This is a genomic window from Pannonibacter phragmitetus DSM 14782, assembly GCF_000382365.1.
GTDB lineage: Bacteria > Pseudomonadota > Alphaproteobacteria > Rhizobiales > Stappiaceae > Pannonibacter > Pannonibacter phragmitetus.
Window position 1 is genome coordinate 312,747 of record NZ_KB908218.1, and the last position, 16,319, is coordinate 329,065.

The 16,319-nt window shown below is 63.8% G+C and carries 18 protein-coding genes; 12 read left to right on the plus strand and 6 right to left on the minus strand.

All coding sequences use genetic code 11. The annotated features are described in order from the left end of the window. Positions 1-2: 2 nt before the first annotated feature. The 3 genes from H163_RS0109910 to H163_RS0109920 all read right to left on the minus strand — a co-directional run bounded on the left by H163_RS0109910 (position 3) and on the right by H163_RS0109920 (position 2,597). Entirely contained in the window at positions 3-581 is a 579-nt protein-coding gene (locus H163_RS0109910; protein ID WP_019964423.1) for a TRAP transporter small permease subunit, read from the minus strand. A gap of 143 nt (positions 582-724) precedes the next feature. After that, a complete protein-coding gene (locus H163_RS0109915; protein WP_244296176.1) occupies positions 725-1,744 on the minus strand; it encodes a TRAP transporter substrate-binding protein in 1,020 nt (339 codons plus the stop codon). A gap of 97 nt (positions 1,745-1,841) precedes the next feature. Continuing rightward, complete coding sequence (locus H163_RS0109920) at positions 1,842-2,597, minus strand: GntR family transcriptional regulator (RefSeq protein ID WP_160118282.1); 756 nt, start codon at positions 2,595-2,597, stop codon at positions 1,842-1,844. Between the two features lie 160 nt (positions 2,598-2,757). Here H163_RS0109920 and H163_RS0109925 point away from each other — a divergent pair, with 160 nt between their 5' ends. The 4 genes from H163_RS0109925 to H163_RS0109940 all read left to right on the plus strand — a co-directional run bounded on the left by H163_RS0109925 (position 2,758) and on the right by H163_RS0109940 (position 6,637). Next, entirely contained in the window at positions 2,758-3,960 is a 1,203-nt protein-coding gene (locus H163_RS0109925) for a mandelate racemase/muconate lactonizing enzyme family protein (RefSeq protein WP_019964426.1), read from the plus strand. A gap of 14 nt (positions 3,961-3,974) precedes the next feature. Further along, positions 3,975-4,742, plus strand: a complete 768-nt coding sequence (locus H163_RS0109930; protein ID WP_019964427.1) for an SDR family oxidoreductase — start codon at positions 3,975-3,977, stop codon at positions 4,740-4,742. 125 nt (positions 4,743-4,867) lie between these two features. Continuing rightward, positions 4,868-5,611 (plus strand): DUF1223 domain-containing protein, encoded by a 744-nt coding sequence (locus tag H163_RS0109935; protein ID WP_019964428.1) that lies wholly within the window; start codon positions 4,868-4,870, stop codon positions 5,609-5,611. Between the two features lie 138 nt (positions 5,612-5,749). Next, positions 5,750-6,637: a cation diffusion facilitator family transporter gene (locus tag H163_RS0109940; protein WP_019964429.1), complete on the plus strand. Its 888-nt coding sequence runs from the start codon at positions 5,750-5,752 to the stop codon at positions 6,635-6,637. Between the two features lie 3 nt (positions 6,638-6,640). Here H163_RS0109940 and H163_RS0109945 read toward each other — a convergent pair whose 3' ends face one another. After that, positions 6,641-7,252, minus strand: coding sequence for a 2-hydroxychromene-2-carboxylate isomerase (locus tag H163_RS0109945; RefSeq protein WP_019964430.1), 612 nt, complete (start codon positions 7,250-7,252; stop codon positions 6,641-6,643). 193 nt (positions 7,253-7,445) lie between these two features. Between H163_RS0109945 and H163_RS0109950 the strand changes: the two genes are divergently transcribed. Then, positions 7,446-8,303, plus strand: a complete 858-nt coding sequence (locus H163_RS0109950) for a phosphatase PAP2 family protein (RefSeq protein ID WP_019964431.1) — start codon at positions 7,446-7,448, stop codon at positions 8,301-8,303. A gap of 6 nt (positions 8,304-8,309) precedes the next feature. Here the strand turns inward: H163_RS0109950 and H163_RS0109955 are convergent, their stop codons facing one another. Beyond that, positions 8,310-8,786, minus strand: coding sequence for a low molecular weight protein-tyrosine-phosphatase (locus H163_RS0109955; RefSeq protein ID WP_019964432.1), 477 nt, complete (start codon positions 8,784-8,786; stop codon positions 8,310-8,312). 181 nt (positions 8,787-8,967) lie between these two features. Here H163_RS0109955 and H163_RS0109960 point away from each other — a divergent pair, with 181 nt between their 5' ends. Next, positions 8,968-9,267, plus strand: a complete 300-nt coding sequence (locus tag H163_RS0109960) for a 4a-hydroxytetrahydrobiopterin dehydratase (protein ID WP_026355688.1) — start codon at positions 8,968-8,970, stop codon at positions 9,265-9,267. Here H163_RS0109960 and H163_RS0109965 read toward each other — a convergent pair whose 3' ends face one another. Continuing rightward, complete coding sequence (locus H163_RS0109965; RefSeq protein WP_019964434.1) at positions 9,268-9,531, minus strand: sulfurtransferase TusA family protein; 264 nt, start codon at positions 9,529-9,531, stop codon at positions 9,268-9,270. A 141-nt stretch (positions 9,532-9,672) separates the two neighbouring features. Between H163_RS0109965 and H163_RS0109970 the strand changes: the two genes are divergently transcribed. The 6 genes from H163_RS0109970 to H163_RS0109995 all read left to right on the plus strand — a co-directional run bounded on the left by H163_RS0109970 (position 9,673) and on the right by H163_RS0109995 (position 15,744). Then, positions 9,673-10,251 (plus strand): DUF924 family protein, encoded by a 579-nt coding sequence (locus tag H163_RS0109970; RefSeq protein ID WP_115336505.1) that lies wholly within the window; start codon positions 9,673-9,675, stop codon positions 10,249-10,251. A 401-nt stretch (positions 10,252-10,652) separates the two neighbouring features. Further along, positions 10,653-10,991, plus strand: coding sequence for a P-II family nitrogen regulator (locus tag H163_RS0109975; RefSeq protein WP_026355689.1), 339 nt, complete (start codon positions 10,653-10,655; stop codon positions 10,989-10,991). A 12-nt stretch (positions 10,992-11,003) separates the two neighbouring features. Next, positions 11,004-12,371, plus strand: a complete 1,368-nt coding sequence (locus H163_RS0109980; protein ID WP_019964437.1) for an ammonium transporter family protein — start codon at positions 11,004-11,006, stop codon at positions 12,369-12,371. A 199-nt stretch (positions 12,372-12,570) separates the two neighbouring features. Continuing rightward, positions 12,571-13,137: a biotin transporter BioY gene (locus tag H163_RS0109985; RefSeq protein WP_019964438.1), complete on the plus strand. Its 567-nt coding sequence runs from the start codon at positions 12,571-12,573 to the stop codon at positions 13,135-13,137. After that, the gene (locus tag H163_RS0109990) at positions 13,134-14,573 is read left to right on the plus strand and encodes a class I adenylate-forming enzyme family protein (protein ID WP_019964439.1); all 1,440 of its coding nucleotides are present in this window, start codon (positions 13,134-13,136) and stop codon (positions 14,571-14,573) included. Before H163_RS0109985 ends, H163_RS0109990 begins: the two co-directional genes overlap by 4 nt. A 4-nt stretch (positions 14,574-14,577) precedes the next feature. Then, complete coding sequence (locus H163_RS0109995) at positions 14,578-15,744, plus strand: thiolase family protein (protein WP_019964440.1); 1,167 nt, start codon at positions 14,578-14,580, stop codon at positions 15,742-15,744. The last annotated feature ends 575 nt before the right edge of the window (positions 15,745-16,319 follow it).

A 16,319-nucleotide genomic window follows, 5' to 3' on the forward strand; every position in this document is an offset into this window, starting at 1 on the left:
GCTCAGTCCTTCACGCTGCGGCGGGCATGGTTGACGGCCAGCACCAGGAACTGCAGCACCAGAGCGATCATCACCACCAGGATGAAGACCTTGATCAAGGCCGGGGTCGGCGGGCTCCAGGCGCTGCCGGTGGTCTCCAGCCGGATCTCGCCGGAGGGGGCCAGCACGGCGCGCTGCACCATGTGCCAGGAGGCATAGGCGAAGAAGCCGCTGGCAATCGCACAGGCGAGGGAAATGAGCACATCCGCCGCCCGGCGCAGGCGCGGGGACAGGAGGTCGTAGATCAGCACAACGCGGATATGGGTGTTGCGGCTTGTGCAATAGAGGCCGCCGAAGACGAAGGCGATGCCGCACAGGAAGACCGTTGCCTCATGCGCCCAGATGGTGGGGCTGTTGAGCAGATAGCGCAGGAAGACTTCAAGCAGGAGAATGGCAGCTGCCAGAACAATGCCTGTTGCGAAGATGAGGCCGGAGCCGTTGATCAGGCGGCCCAGAAGGCCGGCTTCAGGCGCTGCGCCCTGTTCCGGTTCGGGTGGAAGGCCGGGGGCCTTCGCGTCAGTGTGAGTGGTGCCGTGTGTCATGTCTGTTTCCAGCGGGACGAGCCTCAGGGCTGAGGCGGCACGGGGCCGCGCCGCCTCATGATCTTGCAGACGGATGGTGCCTATGCGGTCCGGGAGGGCGGGGCATGTGCTGTCCCGCCGCAACCCGTTTCAGGCCACCTGTCTCAGAGCAGGCCCTTCTGGTTCAGATAGCTGGTGAGGGTGTCATAGACCTTCTGCGCCATCGCAGAGCCTTTGGCGATGCGCTCCCATTCGGCCATGGCGATCTTGCGGAACTTGGCGCGTTCTTCGTCCGGCCAGTTGTGGATGGTGATGGAACCGTCCGCCTTGGCTTCCTCGATCGCCTTCAGGTCGGCAGCCTTGAGGCCGTTGATCTGGGCCTGCTGGAATTCCTTCACGGTCGTTTCCAGCAAGGTCTTGATGTCGTCCGGCAGGGCGTCCCACTTGGCCTTGTTCATGGACACTTCCACGAGCGGCAGGGAGTGGAAACCGGGGTAGACCGGGTGCGGGGCAACCTTGTTGAGGCCCTGGGTCTGGTTGACCGAGAACACCGAATAGTCGGCTGCGTCGACCACGCCCTTGTCGATGCTGGTGAAGACTTCCGAGGCAGGCAGGTTCACCGGCGCAGCGCCTGCTGCGGCGAAGACGTTGGCAATCGGGCCTTCCGGTGAGCGGACCTTGACGCCCTTGAGGTCATCAACGCCATTGAGCGGAACGCGGGAGACGAAAGCCTCAAGGCCGGGCGTGGACACGCCGATGAAATGCAGGCCGTAGGAGCCAAGCAGCTCCTGCATGATTTCCTTGCCGCCGCCATTCTCGACAAAGTCGATCATCTGGGCGGGATCGGACCATGCGCCGACCGGGTTGGCGATGAGGCCGAAAGCCGGGTCCTTGCCGGCCCAGTAGGACGAATCGCAGATCTGGCCGTCCAGAATGCCCGCCGCAACCGCGTCCAGGGTTTCATTGTATTCGACGACGGAGCCGACCGGCATCAGCTCGATCTTCACCTTGCCGCCGGACTTTTCAGCGACGAGATCGGTCCAGCCCTTCTGATACTCGAAATTCGGGTTGCCCGCCGGGTCCGAGGACTGGAACCGGAACGAGTACTCCTGCGCCATTGCGCTTGTTGCCAGCGCGAAGGCTGCCACAGCTGTCAGGGATGCCGTCTTCAAAAATCGCTTCATCATCATTCCTCCCGTTGATGAGCTTTTGGATGGGTATGTGCCGGAGCCCGTCAGAGCTCCTTTTGCGGCGGTTGAGAGCCGCCGTTTCCGCCTGGCGTCATGGCTGGGCGGAGAACCGGACATCGAGCAGAGCCGGGTCTATTTCCCGTTCCAGCTCGCTGATGAGGGACATGCTGAAGGCAACCAGATCACGGGAGGCCGAGCAGGCGGCATCCGTATCGCCGGCGAGGACATGATCCATAATCGCCATGTGGCGCTCCATGCTCGCAGCGAGGCCTTTCCGGCCACTGATCTGGGTGATGTGCAGATAGCCCATGCGGCGCGCGAAGGCCTGCAGCGGGCTGGCGGTTCGCTCCAGAAAGCGCTCTCCCGAAGCGCGGATCAGAAGCCGGTCGAAGGACTTGTCGATGGCATTGAAGCCGTCGAGACTGAGGCTGTCGAACTCTGCCTCAACCCGCCGGCGCAGGTGGTGCAGGGCTGCCCGGTCATTGGCAGACATGTTGCGGATGGCGGTGGCGGTGACAAAGCGGTCAACGTCCCGGCGCAGCTCCGCAAGGTTCCGCTCCCGGGTCAGGTCGATCGGGGCGACGCGCAGGCCGTTCCGGGGACGGACTTCCAGCAGCGTTTCTGCGGCGAGCCGGCGCACGGCCTGATGGACGGGTGTGCGGCCCAGGCCAACCCGTTCCTGAAGGTCCTGGGTCCGGATATCCGCGCCCGGAGCAATCTGCATGGCAACAAACAGCTCTTCGACCCGTTCATAGGCAAGGGACGTAAGGTCCTGAGCGCATTCAAGGCTCCAGGCAGGGGCGGCTGCCTGGTCCGTGCGGTCATCCTCTGCTTTGCCGGTCTTCATCATCATCTCTTGCCAAAAAGCTGCATCGGGCTTATGTCGGTCTGACTCTGATATTTCACATAGTATCACGATATGTCAATGGACGCCGGTTCGAATCCAGAGTGTGGACCGACCGGTGTTCTGGCGGCCGGTCAGACCGGCGCAAACACGGGAGGCCGGCATGAAAATCACAGCACTGGAAACACTGCGGACAGAGGAATTTGCCAATGTGCTCTGGGTGCGGGTCCATACGGACCAGGGCACCATCGGTCTGGGTGAGACCTTTTATGGCGCAGCGGCTGTCGAGGCGCATATTCACGATACGCTGGCCGGGCGGCTGCTGGGCCGCAATCCGCTGCAGATCGAAGCCCTGAACCGGGTCATGACGGATCTGCCGCTTGCACAGGCCTCCACCGGCGTGGAGTACCGCGCGGCATCGGCCATCGACATTGCCCTGTGGGATCTCTTCGGCAAGGTCTGCGGGCAGCCGGTGCATCAGATGCTGGGCGGCATCACCACGGACAAGCTGCGGATCTACAACACTTGCGCCGGTTACGGCTATGTGCGGACCCACAACATCCGGCCGGTCGATACCTGGAACATCGGCAGCACCAGCGAAGGCCCCTACGAGGACCTGAATGCCTTCATGACGGATGCCGGTGCCCTGGCCGAGAGCCTGCTGGAAAGCGGCATTTCTGCGATGAAGATCTGGCCTTTCGATCCGCCCGCGCAGGAAAACCGCGGCCTCTACATCAATGCCGAACAGATGCGCAAGGCGATCGAGCCTTTCGAGAAGATCCGCAAGGCCGTGGGGGACCGGATGGAGATCATGGTGGAGTTCCACTCCCTGTGGAACCTGCCAACAGCCATGAAGATTGCCCGTGCGCTGGAGCCTTACGCCCCCACCTGGTACGAAGACCCGATCCGGATGAACTCACCGCAGGCGCTGGCCGAATATGCCGCCTCCACGACCGTGCCCGTCTGTGCCAGCGAAACGCTCGGCTCGCGCTTTCCCTACAAGGACATGCTGGAGCGCAACGCCAGCCATATCGCCATGGTGGACCTGTGCTGGACCGGCGGCATCACCGAAGGGCGCAAGATTGCCGCGCTGGCCGACACCTATCACCGGCCCTTCGCCCCGCATGACTGCACCGGTCCGGTGGCCTATATCGCCGCGATCCACACGTCCTTCAGCCAGCCGAACACGCTGATTCAGGAATCCGTGCGTGCCTTCTACACCGGCTGGTACAAGGAACTGGTGACCGAAATGCCGGTCGTGCGCGATGGCTATGTCCTGCCAATGGAGGGGCCGGGTCTTGGCACCGAGCTGCTGCCGGCCGTCTTCGAGCGGTCTGATCTGACCGTCCGCCGTTCCGTTCTGTGAGGAGTGAACCTGCGATGACCAACCCCTTGTTTGATCTCTCCGGGCAGACGGCGCTGATTTCCGGCTCGACCCGTGGCCTTGGCCTGGCGATTGCCGAGGGTCTTGCCCAGGCCGGTGCGGCGGTTGTCCTCAATGGCCGCAGTGTCCAGGCCGTTGCGGAACGGGCGGCAGAACTGCGCGGACGCGGCTTCACCGTGCATGAAGCAGCCTTTGACGTGACGCGCGAGGAGGAGGTGGTTGCCGCCTTCGAGCGGTTCGATGCAGCTGGCCTCGGCATTTCCATTCTGGTCAACAATGCCGGTATCCAGCACCGCCAGCCCATGGTGGAACTGGCGCTTGCCGACTGGCAGCGGGTGATCGACACCAACCTGACCAGTGCCTTCCTGATGGGCCGGGAGGCTGCCCGGCGGATGATCCCGCGCGGGGCGGGCAAGATCATCAACATCGGATCTCTGACCAGCGAACTCGCCCGGGCCACGGTGATTCCCTACACGGTGGCGAAGGGCGGCATCAAGATGCTGACCCGCGGCATGGCAGCGGAATGGGCAAAGCATGGCATTCAGGCGAATGCCATCGGTCCCGGTTACATGGTCACCGACATGAATGAGGCGCTGATCAACAACCCTCAGTTCGACGCCTGGGTGAAGGGCCGGACCCCTTCCGCACGCTGGGGCAATCCGGATGAACTGGCCGGAACGGCGGTCTATCTGGCCTCGTCTGCGTCCAACTACGTGAACGGTCAGATCATCTATGTCGATGGCGGCATGCTCTCCGTTCTCTGAAATCACCTTGCGCCGCAGCCCGTCTCACCGCGACGTGACTCGCGCGGCGGCGCAGAATATGTATTTTGGACGAGAGAAAGATCCGGAAGACAAGAGTGAGCTCCCCGGCCATGGGCCCTGTGCGAATGCTGATTTCACGGCTGGCGGTTGCCGCCGGCTTGCTGGCTGTAGCCCTGCCGGGCGGTGCCTCTGCCGCAGACGGGAAGACTCCGCCGGTCGTGGTGGAGCTCTTTACCAGCCAGGGCTGCTCGTCCTGTCCGCCGGCCGACAAGCTGTTGCAGGACCTCGCAAAGGACGCCAGCATCCTCGCGCTTTCCCTGCCGGTCGACTATTGGGACTATCTGGGCTGGAAGGATACGCTTGCCTCGCCGGAAAACTCCGAGCGCCAGCGGCTGTACTCGGCCCGCCGCGGTGACCGCTCGGTCTATACGCCGCAGATCGTCATCAACGGCGGCGAGCATGTGGTGGGGGGCGATGAGGCTGCAGTCGGGGCCGCCCTTGGCCGCGCCACGAAGATGACGGCCTCGGTCTTGCTTCATTCCACGCCGGACATGCTGGAAGTCACCATCGACGGAGCGCTGCCCGAAGGGGCGAAGATGGCGACCGTCTACCTGCTCCATGTCATGCCTTCCAGGACAGTCGAGGTCGGCCGTGGCGAGAATGAGGGGCGGCAGGTCACCTATGTCAATGTGGTGAAGCGGCTGGAAGCGGTGGGCATGTGGTCCGGCGGGCAGATGGAGTTGAAACTGCCCCAGCATCCGATGAAAAAGGGCGGAAAGCGCTGCGCGGTCATTGTCCAGCTGGAGGATGACAGCGGGCCGGGGCGCATCATCGGCGCTGCTTCCAACCTGTGGGATACGGGTATCTAGCGCTTCTCCTCGCGCACCGCCCTTGCGTTCAGCCTGAAACATGCCTAAGGCCTTGCCCGAACGGGACGGCGCGCCATCAAGGCCGCCGCCTCCTGACCGGGCGTGCGGAGTGCCGCGCCCTCAATCCGTGAGGTAGCCATGAGCCTGCGTCTGCGCATTGCCCTCGGCAGCGTGATTGTCGGCGCCGCCGTTCTGGGCCTGAAGTATCTGGCCTATGTGCTGACAGGGTCCGTGGCGCTCTATTCGGATGCGCTGGAATCCATCGTCAATGTTGCCTCCTCCTTTGCCACCCTGCTGGCGGTCTGGTACGCGGCCAAGCCGGCCGATTCCAATCACCCTTATGGCCACGACAAGGCGGAGTATTTCGCTGCAGTTCTCGTGGGCGTGATGATCGTGCTGGCGGCGTTGTCGATCTTCAATGCGGCCTGGGAAGGCTATCACGCGACGGAAATGGCCGATTACACCGTGAAGGGCCTTGCCGTGAACGGGCTGGCCAGCGTGCTCAATTGCGGCTGGGCCGTGCTGCTGATCCGCTTTGGCCGCAAGAACGGCTCCCCGGCGCTTGAAGCCGATGGCAAGCACCTGATGACGGATGTGCTCACCTCTGTGGGCGTTCTGGTGGGTGTCGTTCTGGTCTTCCTGACCGGCTGGCGGCAGCTGGATTCGCTGCTGGCGGGGCTTGTCGGCCTCAACGTGCTTTGGTCCGGCTGGACCCTGATGAAGGCCTCCGTCAGCGGCCTGATGGATGAAGCGGCCTCCACCGATGTGCAGGACATGCTGCGCGGGCTGATCTCCGAACACGGGGAAGGGGCCATCGAGGCCCACGACCTGCGCACCCGGCTGGCGGGGCGGCTGACCTTCGTGGATTTCCATCTGGTGGTGCCGGGGGAAATGAGCGTCGATGCCGCCCACGACATCTGTGACCGGATCGAGCAGGCCATCGGCAAGTCGCTGCCCGGCGCCAGGGTGACGATCCATGTGGAGCCCGAGCACAAGGCCAAGCACTCGGGCATTGTTGTCCTGTGAAGGTTAGCGGGTGAGGCGCAGGGCGCATTCCACGGCGTCTTCCAGCCGGTCGTTGCCCCAGTAAAGCTCTCCGTCTTCCGTCACAAAGCTGGGTGCTCCGAAAACGCCTGCCGCTTCTGCCTCGGCCACGGCGGCCCGCAGGCCGATCTTCACCTCGATGCTCTGGGCCTTGGCAAGCAGGGCCTTTGCATCCAGTCCCAGATCCAAGAGGATGCCGGCTAGAAGACCTTCGTCGCTGATATCGCGGCCCTCGCCAAATTCCGCCATGTAAACAGCGCGCACGAAGCTGCCGATCCACGGTTCCAGCCGCCCGGCATGGGCAATGCGCGCTGCCATCAGGCCGTTCTGCGGAAAGGGATCGGGCACGGTCAGCGGCAGGCCCATGTCCTCGCACATCCGCTCCATCTCGCGCCACATGTAGCGCCCCTTGGCCGGAAACAGGTTGAAGGGTGACGTGTCCCAGCCCTGCCGGGCAAAGATGGGGCCGAGCAGAAACGGCCGCCAGACCAGATCGATGCCCCTGTCCCTGGCCACCGTCTCGATGCGCATGGCGGTGAGGTAGCTGTAGGTGGAGGCAAATTCAAACCAGAAATCGAGCCTCGGCCGTTGCTGCATGGAAAATTCCTCTTATACCAAGGCGTTGAGATGCTGACGCATCACGCCTTGAAATTGCTCAGGCGCCGCACGGGCTTGACCAACTCTTGATGAGTCAAGCTCATCGAGAGTTGGTATGACATCTGGTCCGTTCACGGCGCCCGCCGTTGCGCAGATATTGGCCGAGCTTGCAAAAATAGGCTAGAGAGCCCGAATGACCGATCACGCTGCTCCTTCTGGCCTCGCCCGTGCCCGCACTTTGATCTGCACCAGTGTGCGCTGGTGCCGCACCCATCCGTTTGCGGCAGCCTTCACGTTCATTGGCGTTGTGTCGCTGGTGTTCCTGGCGGCGCCGGATCTTGATCTTCTGGCCAGCGGCCTGTTCTACACGCCCGGCGAAGGCTTTACGGCGGCCTCCTCGCCCTTCCTGCAGAAGCTTCGTTATCTCGGCCCCTATCTGGTGCAGACGGTGGCCATCGTCTGCGTGCTGACGCTGCTTCTCAAGCTGCTGCTGCCGGAGCTGCCGGCGCTGATGCCGCTGCGCAAGCCGGTCTTTCTGCTCTCCACGCTGGTGCTGGGCCCGGGTATCCTGGTCAACAGCATCCTGAAGAACACCTGGGGCCGTCCGCGCCCGGTGATGGTGGAACAGTTCGGCGGAGACATGCCGTTCATGCCGGTGTGGCTCAAGACGGACTGGTGCAGCACCAACTGTTCCTTTGTCTCGGGCGAGGGCTCGGCCAGCATGTGGCTGATGGCACTGGCTTTCGTGGTGCCGAGAAGCTGGCGTCCGGCGGTGGTGCTGACGGTTCTGCCGCTGATGCTGGCGCTTTCGGCGAACCGGGTGGCCTTCGGCGGCCATTTTCTCTCCGACACGCTGCTGGCCTGGGGGCTGACCTTCCTGGTGCTCCTGTCGGTCTACTGGCTGCTCTATGTGAAGACGCCGCGCTGGGCGCAGGATCAGAGCCTTGATGCCGGGCTGTCTGCGGCCGGCTTGCGCCTGCGCCGCGCCGTGCTGCCGCTTCTGGCCAGGATTGGCCGGGCGCTGCGTGCCTTTGTGGCGAAGTTCCGCTGAGGCGCGTCAGCGCCTGCGCCCAAGCCCCAGCCCCAGCCCCAGCTCTGCCGCAAGATCCTCCGCGCCTCTCATCACCATCCGGAACACGGTCTCGAATCCGGCCGGGCCGCCGTAATAGGGGTCCGGCACGTCTGTCCCCTCTGCTTCCAGAAACAGCCGGAGGCGGGCAGGGGCCTCTGCCGGGCTCAGCTTGCGCAGATTGGCGAGATTGCTGTTGTCCATGGCGAGGATGTGCTCGAAGCGGCTGAAATCGGCCTTCACCAGCTGCCTTGCGCGCTGGGCGGAAATGTCGATGCCGTTGCGGGCAGCCACGGCAATGGAGCGCGGGTCCGGCGCCTCACCCTGATGCCAGCCACCGGTTCCGGCCGAATCGATCAGCACCCGCTCGCCTGCGCCCAGATCCTCCACCACCTTGCGAAACGCCCCTTCTGCGAGCGGTGAGCGGCAGATGTTGCCAAGGCAGACGAAAAGAACGGATGTCATGGCAGGGCTCCTGTGTGATCCAAATGCTGATGAGCCTGACAGACCGGGATCTGGTCAAGCCCGTCCGGCGTCCGGGCCTTGGGGTGATGCAATGCTGGCCAGCGTCGTCTCCTGGCCTATATTCGGTTTGACGCGGGAAAAGATGTCCGTGACGCGGCGGATTTCAAGACGGGAGATGCAGATGGCGGCACGTCTGACGGACGGGGAGCGCGGGACAGCGCTGGACCAGCTCACCGGGTGGCGGCTGGTGGAGGGGCGCGACGCCATCACCCGCCGCTTTGTCTTTGCCGGTTTCGTCGAAGCTTTCGGCTTTATGGCGCAGGTGGCGCTGGTGGCGGAGCGGATGAACCATCATCCGGAATGGTCGAACGTTTACCGCACGGTGGAGGTGACGCTGTCCACCCATGATGCAGGCGGGCTGACGGCGCTGGATGTGGCGCTGGCCATGGAAATGGACCGTATCGCCGCGCGGATGACCTGATCAGCCTTCGTTCTTCTGTGCACCCCGGCGGATGGTGAAACGCAGGCTGTCTCCGGTCTTGTCCTGGGCCAGCAGCGTGTGCCCATCCTCATTGCACATGTGGGGAATGTCTATCACCGACATCGGGTCGCTTGCCTCGACCACAAGTACCGTGCCCGGCTTCAGCTCCGTCAGCGCCTTGCGGCTGCGCAGCACCGGCAGCGGGCATTTGAGGCCCCTGAGGTCCAGATGCTGTCCCGGTTCCGATGTGTCTGGTGCCGTCATGATGCCCTGCGCGGTTTTTCGTCCGGTTTCAGCTCTTGTCCTGCCGTGAACACTGCGTCAAGCCGCAAAGGCTTGAAACACCGCTGAAAGGGCCGACATTGGAAGAGACCTGAAAGACAGCAGACGAGAAGGAAACTGCCCGTGACCAGCACGTCCACCCCCGCTTCCGCCCAAGCGTCCGCCGCCGATCCTTTGGCCGTTCTTGATTTCTGGTGGAAGGCCGGCCGCGAAGCCTGGTTCACCCGCAGTGATGCTTTTGACGCGGACATCCGCAGCCATTTCGTGCCGCTGATGGATGATGCGGCATCGGGCGCGCTGGACCACTGGCAGGAAACGCCGCATGGCGCGCTGGCGCTTCTGCTTTTGCTCGACCAGTTCCCGCGCAACGTCTACCGGCAGGACAAGCGCGCTTTCGCAACCGATGCAAAAGCGCAGATCATTGCCACGGCCGCACTGGCCAGAGGCTTCGACAAAGCCTTTCCCAAGGATGCCCGCGCCTTCTTCTACCTGCCGTTCGAACATGCGGAGGACATGGCCCAGCAGGAGAAATCCGTCGATCTGTTCCGCCGTCTCGGGGACAAGGAGTTCTATCTCTATGCCCTCGTTCATCTCGATGTGATCCGCCGCTTTGGCCGCTTTCCGCACCGCAACCATGTGCTCGAGCGCGAGACGACGGCGGAAGAGGCCGCCTATCTGGCCGATGGCGGCTTTTCGGCCTGAGATCAGCACACGTCTTTCTGCCTCCATCCAGAAGTTTGCGCCTCCAACAGGACGCCATCGCTGCCTTAAAAAGCGGCGGTGGCGTTTCTGTTTTTCAGCTTTGCTTATGTCGTGTGCAAATTTTGAGATTTGAATAGAAAATAGGCACATGCATCGCTCTCTGGCTGCCTCCTGAACGGTCAGATACCTGGCGCCTCCGCGTCCGCTCCCATGAATCTGGCGGAAATCGGGCATTTTCCTGCCTCCGGCCAAAGTTGGCACGGTCCTTGTTTAAGAGAAGGGGAAAGCCGGCCCGGCCCGCCCTCAGCGCAGGTTCCTCCTGAAGCGCAGAGGATGCGGGCCAGGTGGCCAGACCGGTCCAGTCCCGGACCGGTGACAAGCAGGGGAAACGGGTAACGAGCATGAAAATTGTGATGGCCATCATCAAGCCGTTCAAGCTCGACGAGGTGCGTGACGCCCTCACGAGCATCGGCATCCAGGGACTCACCGTCACCGAGGTCAAGGGTTACGGCCGCCAGAAGGGTCACACCGAGATCTACCGCGGCACCGAATATGCGGTGAGCTTCCTGCCGAAGCTCAAGATCGAAGTCGCTGTTTCCAGCGAGTCCGTCGACAAGGTCGTGGAAGTCATCTCCGGCGCCGCCAAGACCGGCCAGATCGGCGACGGCAAGATCTTCGTCTATTCGATCGATCAGGTGGTTCGCATCCGCACCGGCGAAACCGACACAGAAGCGCTTTGAGGGGTGAGTAACATGAAGAAGTCTTTCGCTTATGCCGCAATCGGCATGGCGGTCCTCGGTCTGATGGCCGATCCGGGCCTGGCCCAGACTGCCGCTCCGGCCGCCACCGAAGCTCCGGCTGCCGCCGCTGAGGCGCCGGTCTACGCTCTGGCCGCCGACACCGCCTATATCTTCAACACGCTGCTGTTCCTTCTGGGCGGCTTCCTCGTCATGTGGATGGCGGCCGGCTTTGCCATGCTGGAAGCGGGCCTCGTGCGGTCCAAGAACGTGTCGATGCAGTGCCTGAAGAACATTGCGCTCTATTCCATCGCCGGCATCCTGTTCTGGCTCACGGGCTACAATCTCATGTACACCGGCGTTGACGGTGGTTTCATGGGTTCCTTCGGCCCCTATTCCTTCGATCCGGTCGGTGGTGACGCGCTCAGCGTTGGCTACTCCACCGCTTCGGACTGGTTCTTCCAGATGGTCTTCGTGGCCACTGCCGCCTCGATCGTCTCCGGCACGCTGGCCGAGCGCATCAAGCTGTGGCCTTTCCTGCTCTTCACCGTTGTCCTCACCGGCCTGCTGTACCCGATCGCCGGCTCCTGGCAGTGGGGCAAGGGCTGGCTTTCGGTGATGGGCTTCTCCGACTTCGCCGGCTCCACGCTGGTCCACTCCGTCGGTGGCTGGGCCGCGCTCGCCGGTGCGATCGTCCTCGGCGCACGCAAGGGCAAGTACACCTCCAGCGGCCAGGTCATCCCGATGCCGGGCTCGTCCATTCCGCTGGCCACCCTTGGCACGTTCATCCTGTGGCTCGGCTGGTTCGGCTTCAATGGTGCTTCGCAGCTCGCCATGGGCACGATCGGTGACGTGACCGACATCTCCCGCATCTTCGCCAACACCAACATGGCTGCTGCCGGTGGTGTTGTGGCTGCCATGGCCCTGACCCAGATCCTCTACAAGAAGGTAGACGTCACCATGGCGCTCAACGGTGCGCTGGCCGGTCTCGTGTCCATCACCGCCGAGCCGCTGAACCCGACTGTTGCGCAGGCGGTCTTCATCGGTGCCGTTGGCGGCGCGCTGGTCGTCTTCGTTGTGCCGCTGCTCGACAAGCTGAAGATTGACGACGTTGTCGGTGCCATCCCGGTCCACCTCGTCTGCGGCATCTGGGGCACCCTTATCGTGCCGCTGTCCAATGAGGGTACCTCCTATGGCATCCAGCTGGTCGGCGTTGTCTCCTACGGCGCCTTCATCTTCGTGACCTCGCTGGTTCTGTGGATGATCCTCAAGGCCACCGTCGGCATCCGCGTCAGCCCCGAGGAAGAGGCTCTCGGCCTCGACAAGGTGGAAATCGGCGTCGAAGCCTATCCGGAATTCGGTCAGGGCTCCCAGCGCCTCTGATCCGGACCCAGCTCTCCCAGGAGCAGGCCATACGGCCAAACCTCAGCCCGGGGCATGTGCCCCGGGCTTTTTTGTGAGAGTTTTTCATCCTCCGGCATGCAATCCTCTCTTCTGCGGATTTGCGCTGCCGCCGCCGCCGCATTAAAAAGCCGGTCACTGGGTGGTTCGTTCATAGGCAGTTTTGACAGGCAGAGGAGCCATGATCATGGCAAGCAAGGACTACGCATTGGTGCAGATCGCCTTTTATGCGGCGCTGATTGCGGTGCTGGGGCAGTTTCCGCCCTTCGCCATTCCGTTCCTGGCGGGCGTGCCCATCACCGCGCAAACCCTTGGCGTGATGCTGGCCGGTGTGATGCTGGGCTCCGTGCGCGGCGGCCTGTCCATGCTTCTCTTCCTCTTCGTCGTGGCGCTGGGCGCACCGCTTTTGGCCGGCGGACGCGGCGGGCTTGCCGTCTTTGCCGGACCTTCCGCAGGCTTCCTCATCGGCTGGCCCATCGGCGCCTTTGTGGCCGGCTTCATCATGGAGCGCAGCCGCACTCTGCCGGTGCTCGTGTCTGCGGCGCTTTCGGCAGCTGTGGGCGGCGTTGGCGTTGTCTATCTCTTCGGCATTCCGGGCCTCATGATCCTCGCCGATCTGCCTTTCGCCAAGGCCTTGGCCGGCACCGCCATCTATCTGCCGGGTGATCTCATCAAGGTCGCGATCACCGCTGTGGTGGCACAGACTGTGGCGCGCGGCCTGCCGCGCGCCCTGCTGAGCCGGCCATGAGTTTCACCGGGGCGGCGCTGGCGCATCACGCGGCCACCCGCCCCGGCCAGACCGCGCTTGTCTGCGGCGGGGCAAGCCTGACTTTCGCTGCGCTGCAAGCCCGGGTCGAAGCGCTGGCCCTTCAGTTGCACCGGCGCCAGCCTGCTGCACCCTTCCGTCAGCCGCGCACCGGCATTCTGCTGGACGATCCCTTGCAGGCACTGCTGGCCTTCTTTGCTGCAGGCCGGGCCGGGGGCATTGCTCTCATGCTCGACACCACATGGCCCGATGCCCTGCGCGATCAGATCCTCGCCGCCTCTGCGCCTGATCTTGTCATTGATGCTGCGGCTTTTCCGGCGCTGACGGCAGGGGCGGAGGAAGCCGCTTCATCCTTGCTGCCCTTTCCCGCGCCGGAAGATCTTTTCTACGCCGGCTTTACCTCCGGCTCGACGGGTGTGCCCAAGGGCTTTGCCCGCACCCACCGCTCCTGGACAGAAAGTTTCCGCCTGAGTGCTGCTGCCTTCGGCACCTCACCTCAGGACAAGGTGCTGGTCTGCGGCGGGCTGGTGCATTCGCTGCATCTCTATGCGGCGGTTGAAGGGCTTTGCGCCGGGGCGTGCGTCGAGGTCATGCCCCGCTTTCAGCCGAAGGCCGTGGCCCGCCGCCTGGCGCAAGGCGGCACCACCATACTCTATGCGACGCCGACCCAGCTGCAGCTGATCCTGCGCGACATGGAGGGCGCACCGTCCCTGCGGCTTGTCCTGTCGAGCGGTGCCAAGCTGCAGCCGGAGGACCGGCAGATGCTGACCCGGCGTCTGCCCGGCGTGCGGATCTGCGAGTTCTATGGCGCCTCCGAAATGAGCTTCATCTCCCTGCAGGATGGAACGGCGCCGGAAGCTTCCGTCGGGCGCCCCTTTCCCGGAGTGGAGGTGGAGATCCGCGATGGGCAGGGCCGCGTTTTGCCACAAGGAGAAGCCGGACATCTGTGGGTGCGCAGCCCGCTGCTGTTCGATCGCTATATATGCGGTGGCGGCGAGGAAGTGCGCTGGCAGGACGGCTGGCTGACCATCGGCGACCGGGGCTGGCTTGATGAGGCGGGCAATCTCTATCTCGCGGGCCGCGACAAGCGGATGATCAACAGCTCCGGCCTCAATATCTTTCCCGAAGAGGTGGAGAAGGTGCTGCGCGCCCTGCCCGGGGTGACGGCTGCCGCAGTCTTCGGCGCGCCGGACCGTCTGCGCGGGCAAAGACTGGTGGCCGCCATCTGGCCGGACCCCGGGGCTGCCGGCAATCTGAAGGATGGCAGCCTGCTGCGGCGCGCCGTGCTGGCGGCCCTTGGCCGTGCCCGATGTCCGCGTGCCTTTCTCCTGTTCGAGGCCTTCCCCCTGACGCCGGGCGGCAAGACGGATCTTCCGGCGCTGGAAGGGGCTGTCCATGCCCGGCTGAAGACGAGGTGAGGCCATGACCGGCACAACGGCGCATGACCCCGTGATTGTGGCCGCCCGGCGTTCGCCCGTGGCCCCGCGCGGCGGCGCCTTTGCGCGGCTGGAACTGGCGCAACTGGGCGCGCCCGTGCTTCAGGCAGCCCTCGCTGATGCCGGGCTTCCCGTGGAGGCGGTCAGCGAGGTGATCCTTGGCAATGCGCTGGGCGCGGGCGGCAATCCTGCCCGGCTGGTGGCCCTGGCCGCGGGCCTGCCGCAAACCGTCAGCGCCATGACCGTGGACCGGCAATGCTGCTCCGGTCTTGATGCGGTGATCCTCGCGGCCCGCGCCATCCGGGCCGGGGAGGCGGATGTGGTCATTGCGGGCGGCGTTGAAAGCTTCTCCCGCGCGCCGGTTCGCATGCACCGCCCGATACAGAAGGATGGCCTGCCCATTGCCTATGACCGTCCGGCCTTTGCGCCGCCGCCGTTTGCCGATCCGGACCCTACGGAGGCGGCGGCCATGATGGCGCATGAGATGCGGTTCACGCGGGAGGCGCAGGAAGCTTATGCCCGTGCCAGCCATGCCGCCGCCTTGCGGGCGCAGGCGGCGGGGGATCTTGCGGCTGAGACCGTGCCGCTGGCGGGGTTGGCGGCGGATGCCTTCACGCGTCCGCTTGATGCAAGGCTGCAGTCCCGGCTTCCCGTGCTCGCAGGCGGGAACGCCCATGGGCTGACAGCATCTACAATTGCCGTGGAAGCCGATGCAGCTGCGATCCTTGTGATCATGCGCCGCGAGGAAGCAGAGCGCCGGGGTCTGATGCCTCTGGCTGCAGTGGGGCAGGGGGTGATGACCGGCGGCGATCCGGGCAATCCGGCTGCGGGGGCGCATGAGGCGGCGCTGCAGCTCTTCCGCCGCACCTGCATGGGCCTTGAAGACATCTCTGTTGTGGAGCTGATGGAGGCCTTCGCCGTTCAGGCGATGGCGGGCCGCAGGGCGATCGGCCTTGGCCTTGATGATTTGCGCGTCAATCAGGGGGGCGGGGCGCTCGCACGGGGGCATCCCGTTGGCGCATCCGGCGCCATATTGGCTGTGAGGCTCGCCCATATCCTCGCCAATGCACCCGGCAAGTGCGCCGGACTGGCTGCGATTGCCGCCGCCGGAGGGCTCGGAACGGCTCTGTTTCTGCTGTCCACACGGGCTTGAGTGCGCCTGCGAAGAATTTTTCGCTGCGCGGCAAGTGCCTGTTGATAAACATTTTTCCCCGTTTCGCGGCTGATTTCTGCGGCTTTTGCGGGCCTGTAAGCCAGCTTATCCACATGGGGGCCGCAAAAATAATCAGCGGCTGCAAAAAAATCGGACAGAAGGTTGTTGACGGGTCCGGTGGGTCTGCGTATAAGCCTGTTCATCGACGGCGGCAACGTCGCTGGCGGCGGGGACGCTGTTCCCGAGACTTCCCGACAGGGTGGCTTTGGTGGCCGGATGAGAGTTCGGCGGCGGGTTTCTGTTGGGTGATGAACGCTTAGGTGTTCAGTTCTTTGACAATTTGGAATTGAAGGAAGGGAAACGCGGCCGGCGTTGACTTTGCGCTTCGGCGGACCTGGAGACGGATTTGCTAAGAAGCAAGGGTTACGGACAGGTACGTTTCTTTTTCGGAAAGAAGCAAGGAAGACACATTTTGGTCGTGAGATTGAAATGGTCTCTGTCGAGTTTCATGCGCTGAGAAGTGTGTGAGAACTTTGAGTGCTTTATGCAGCGATTGAGAATTGGTGCCTGTGATT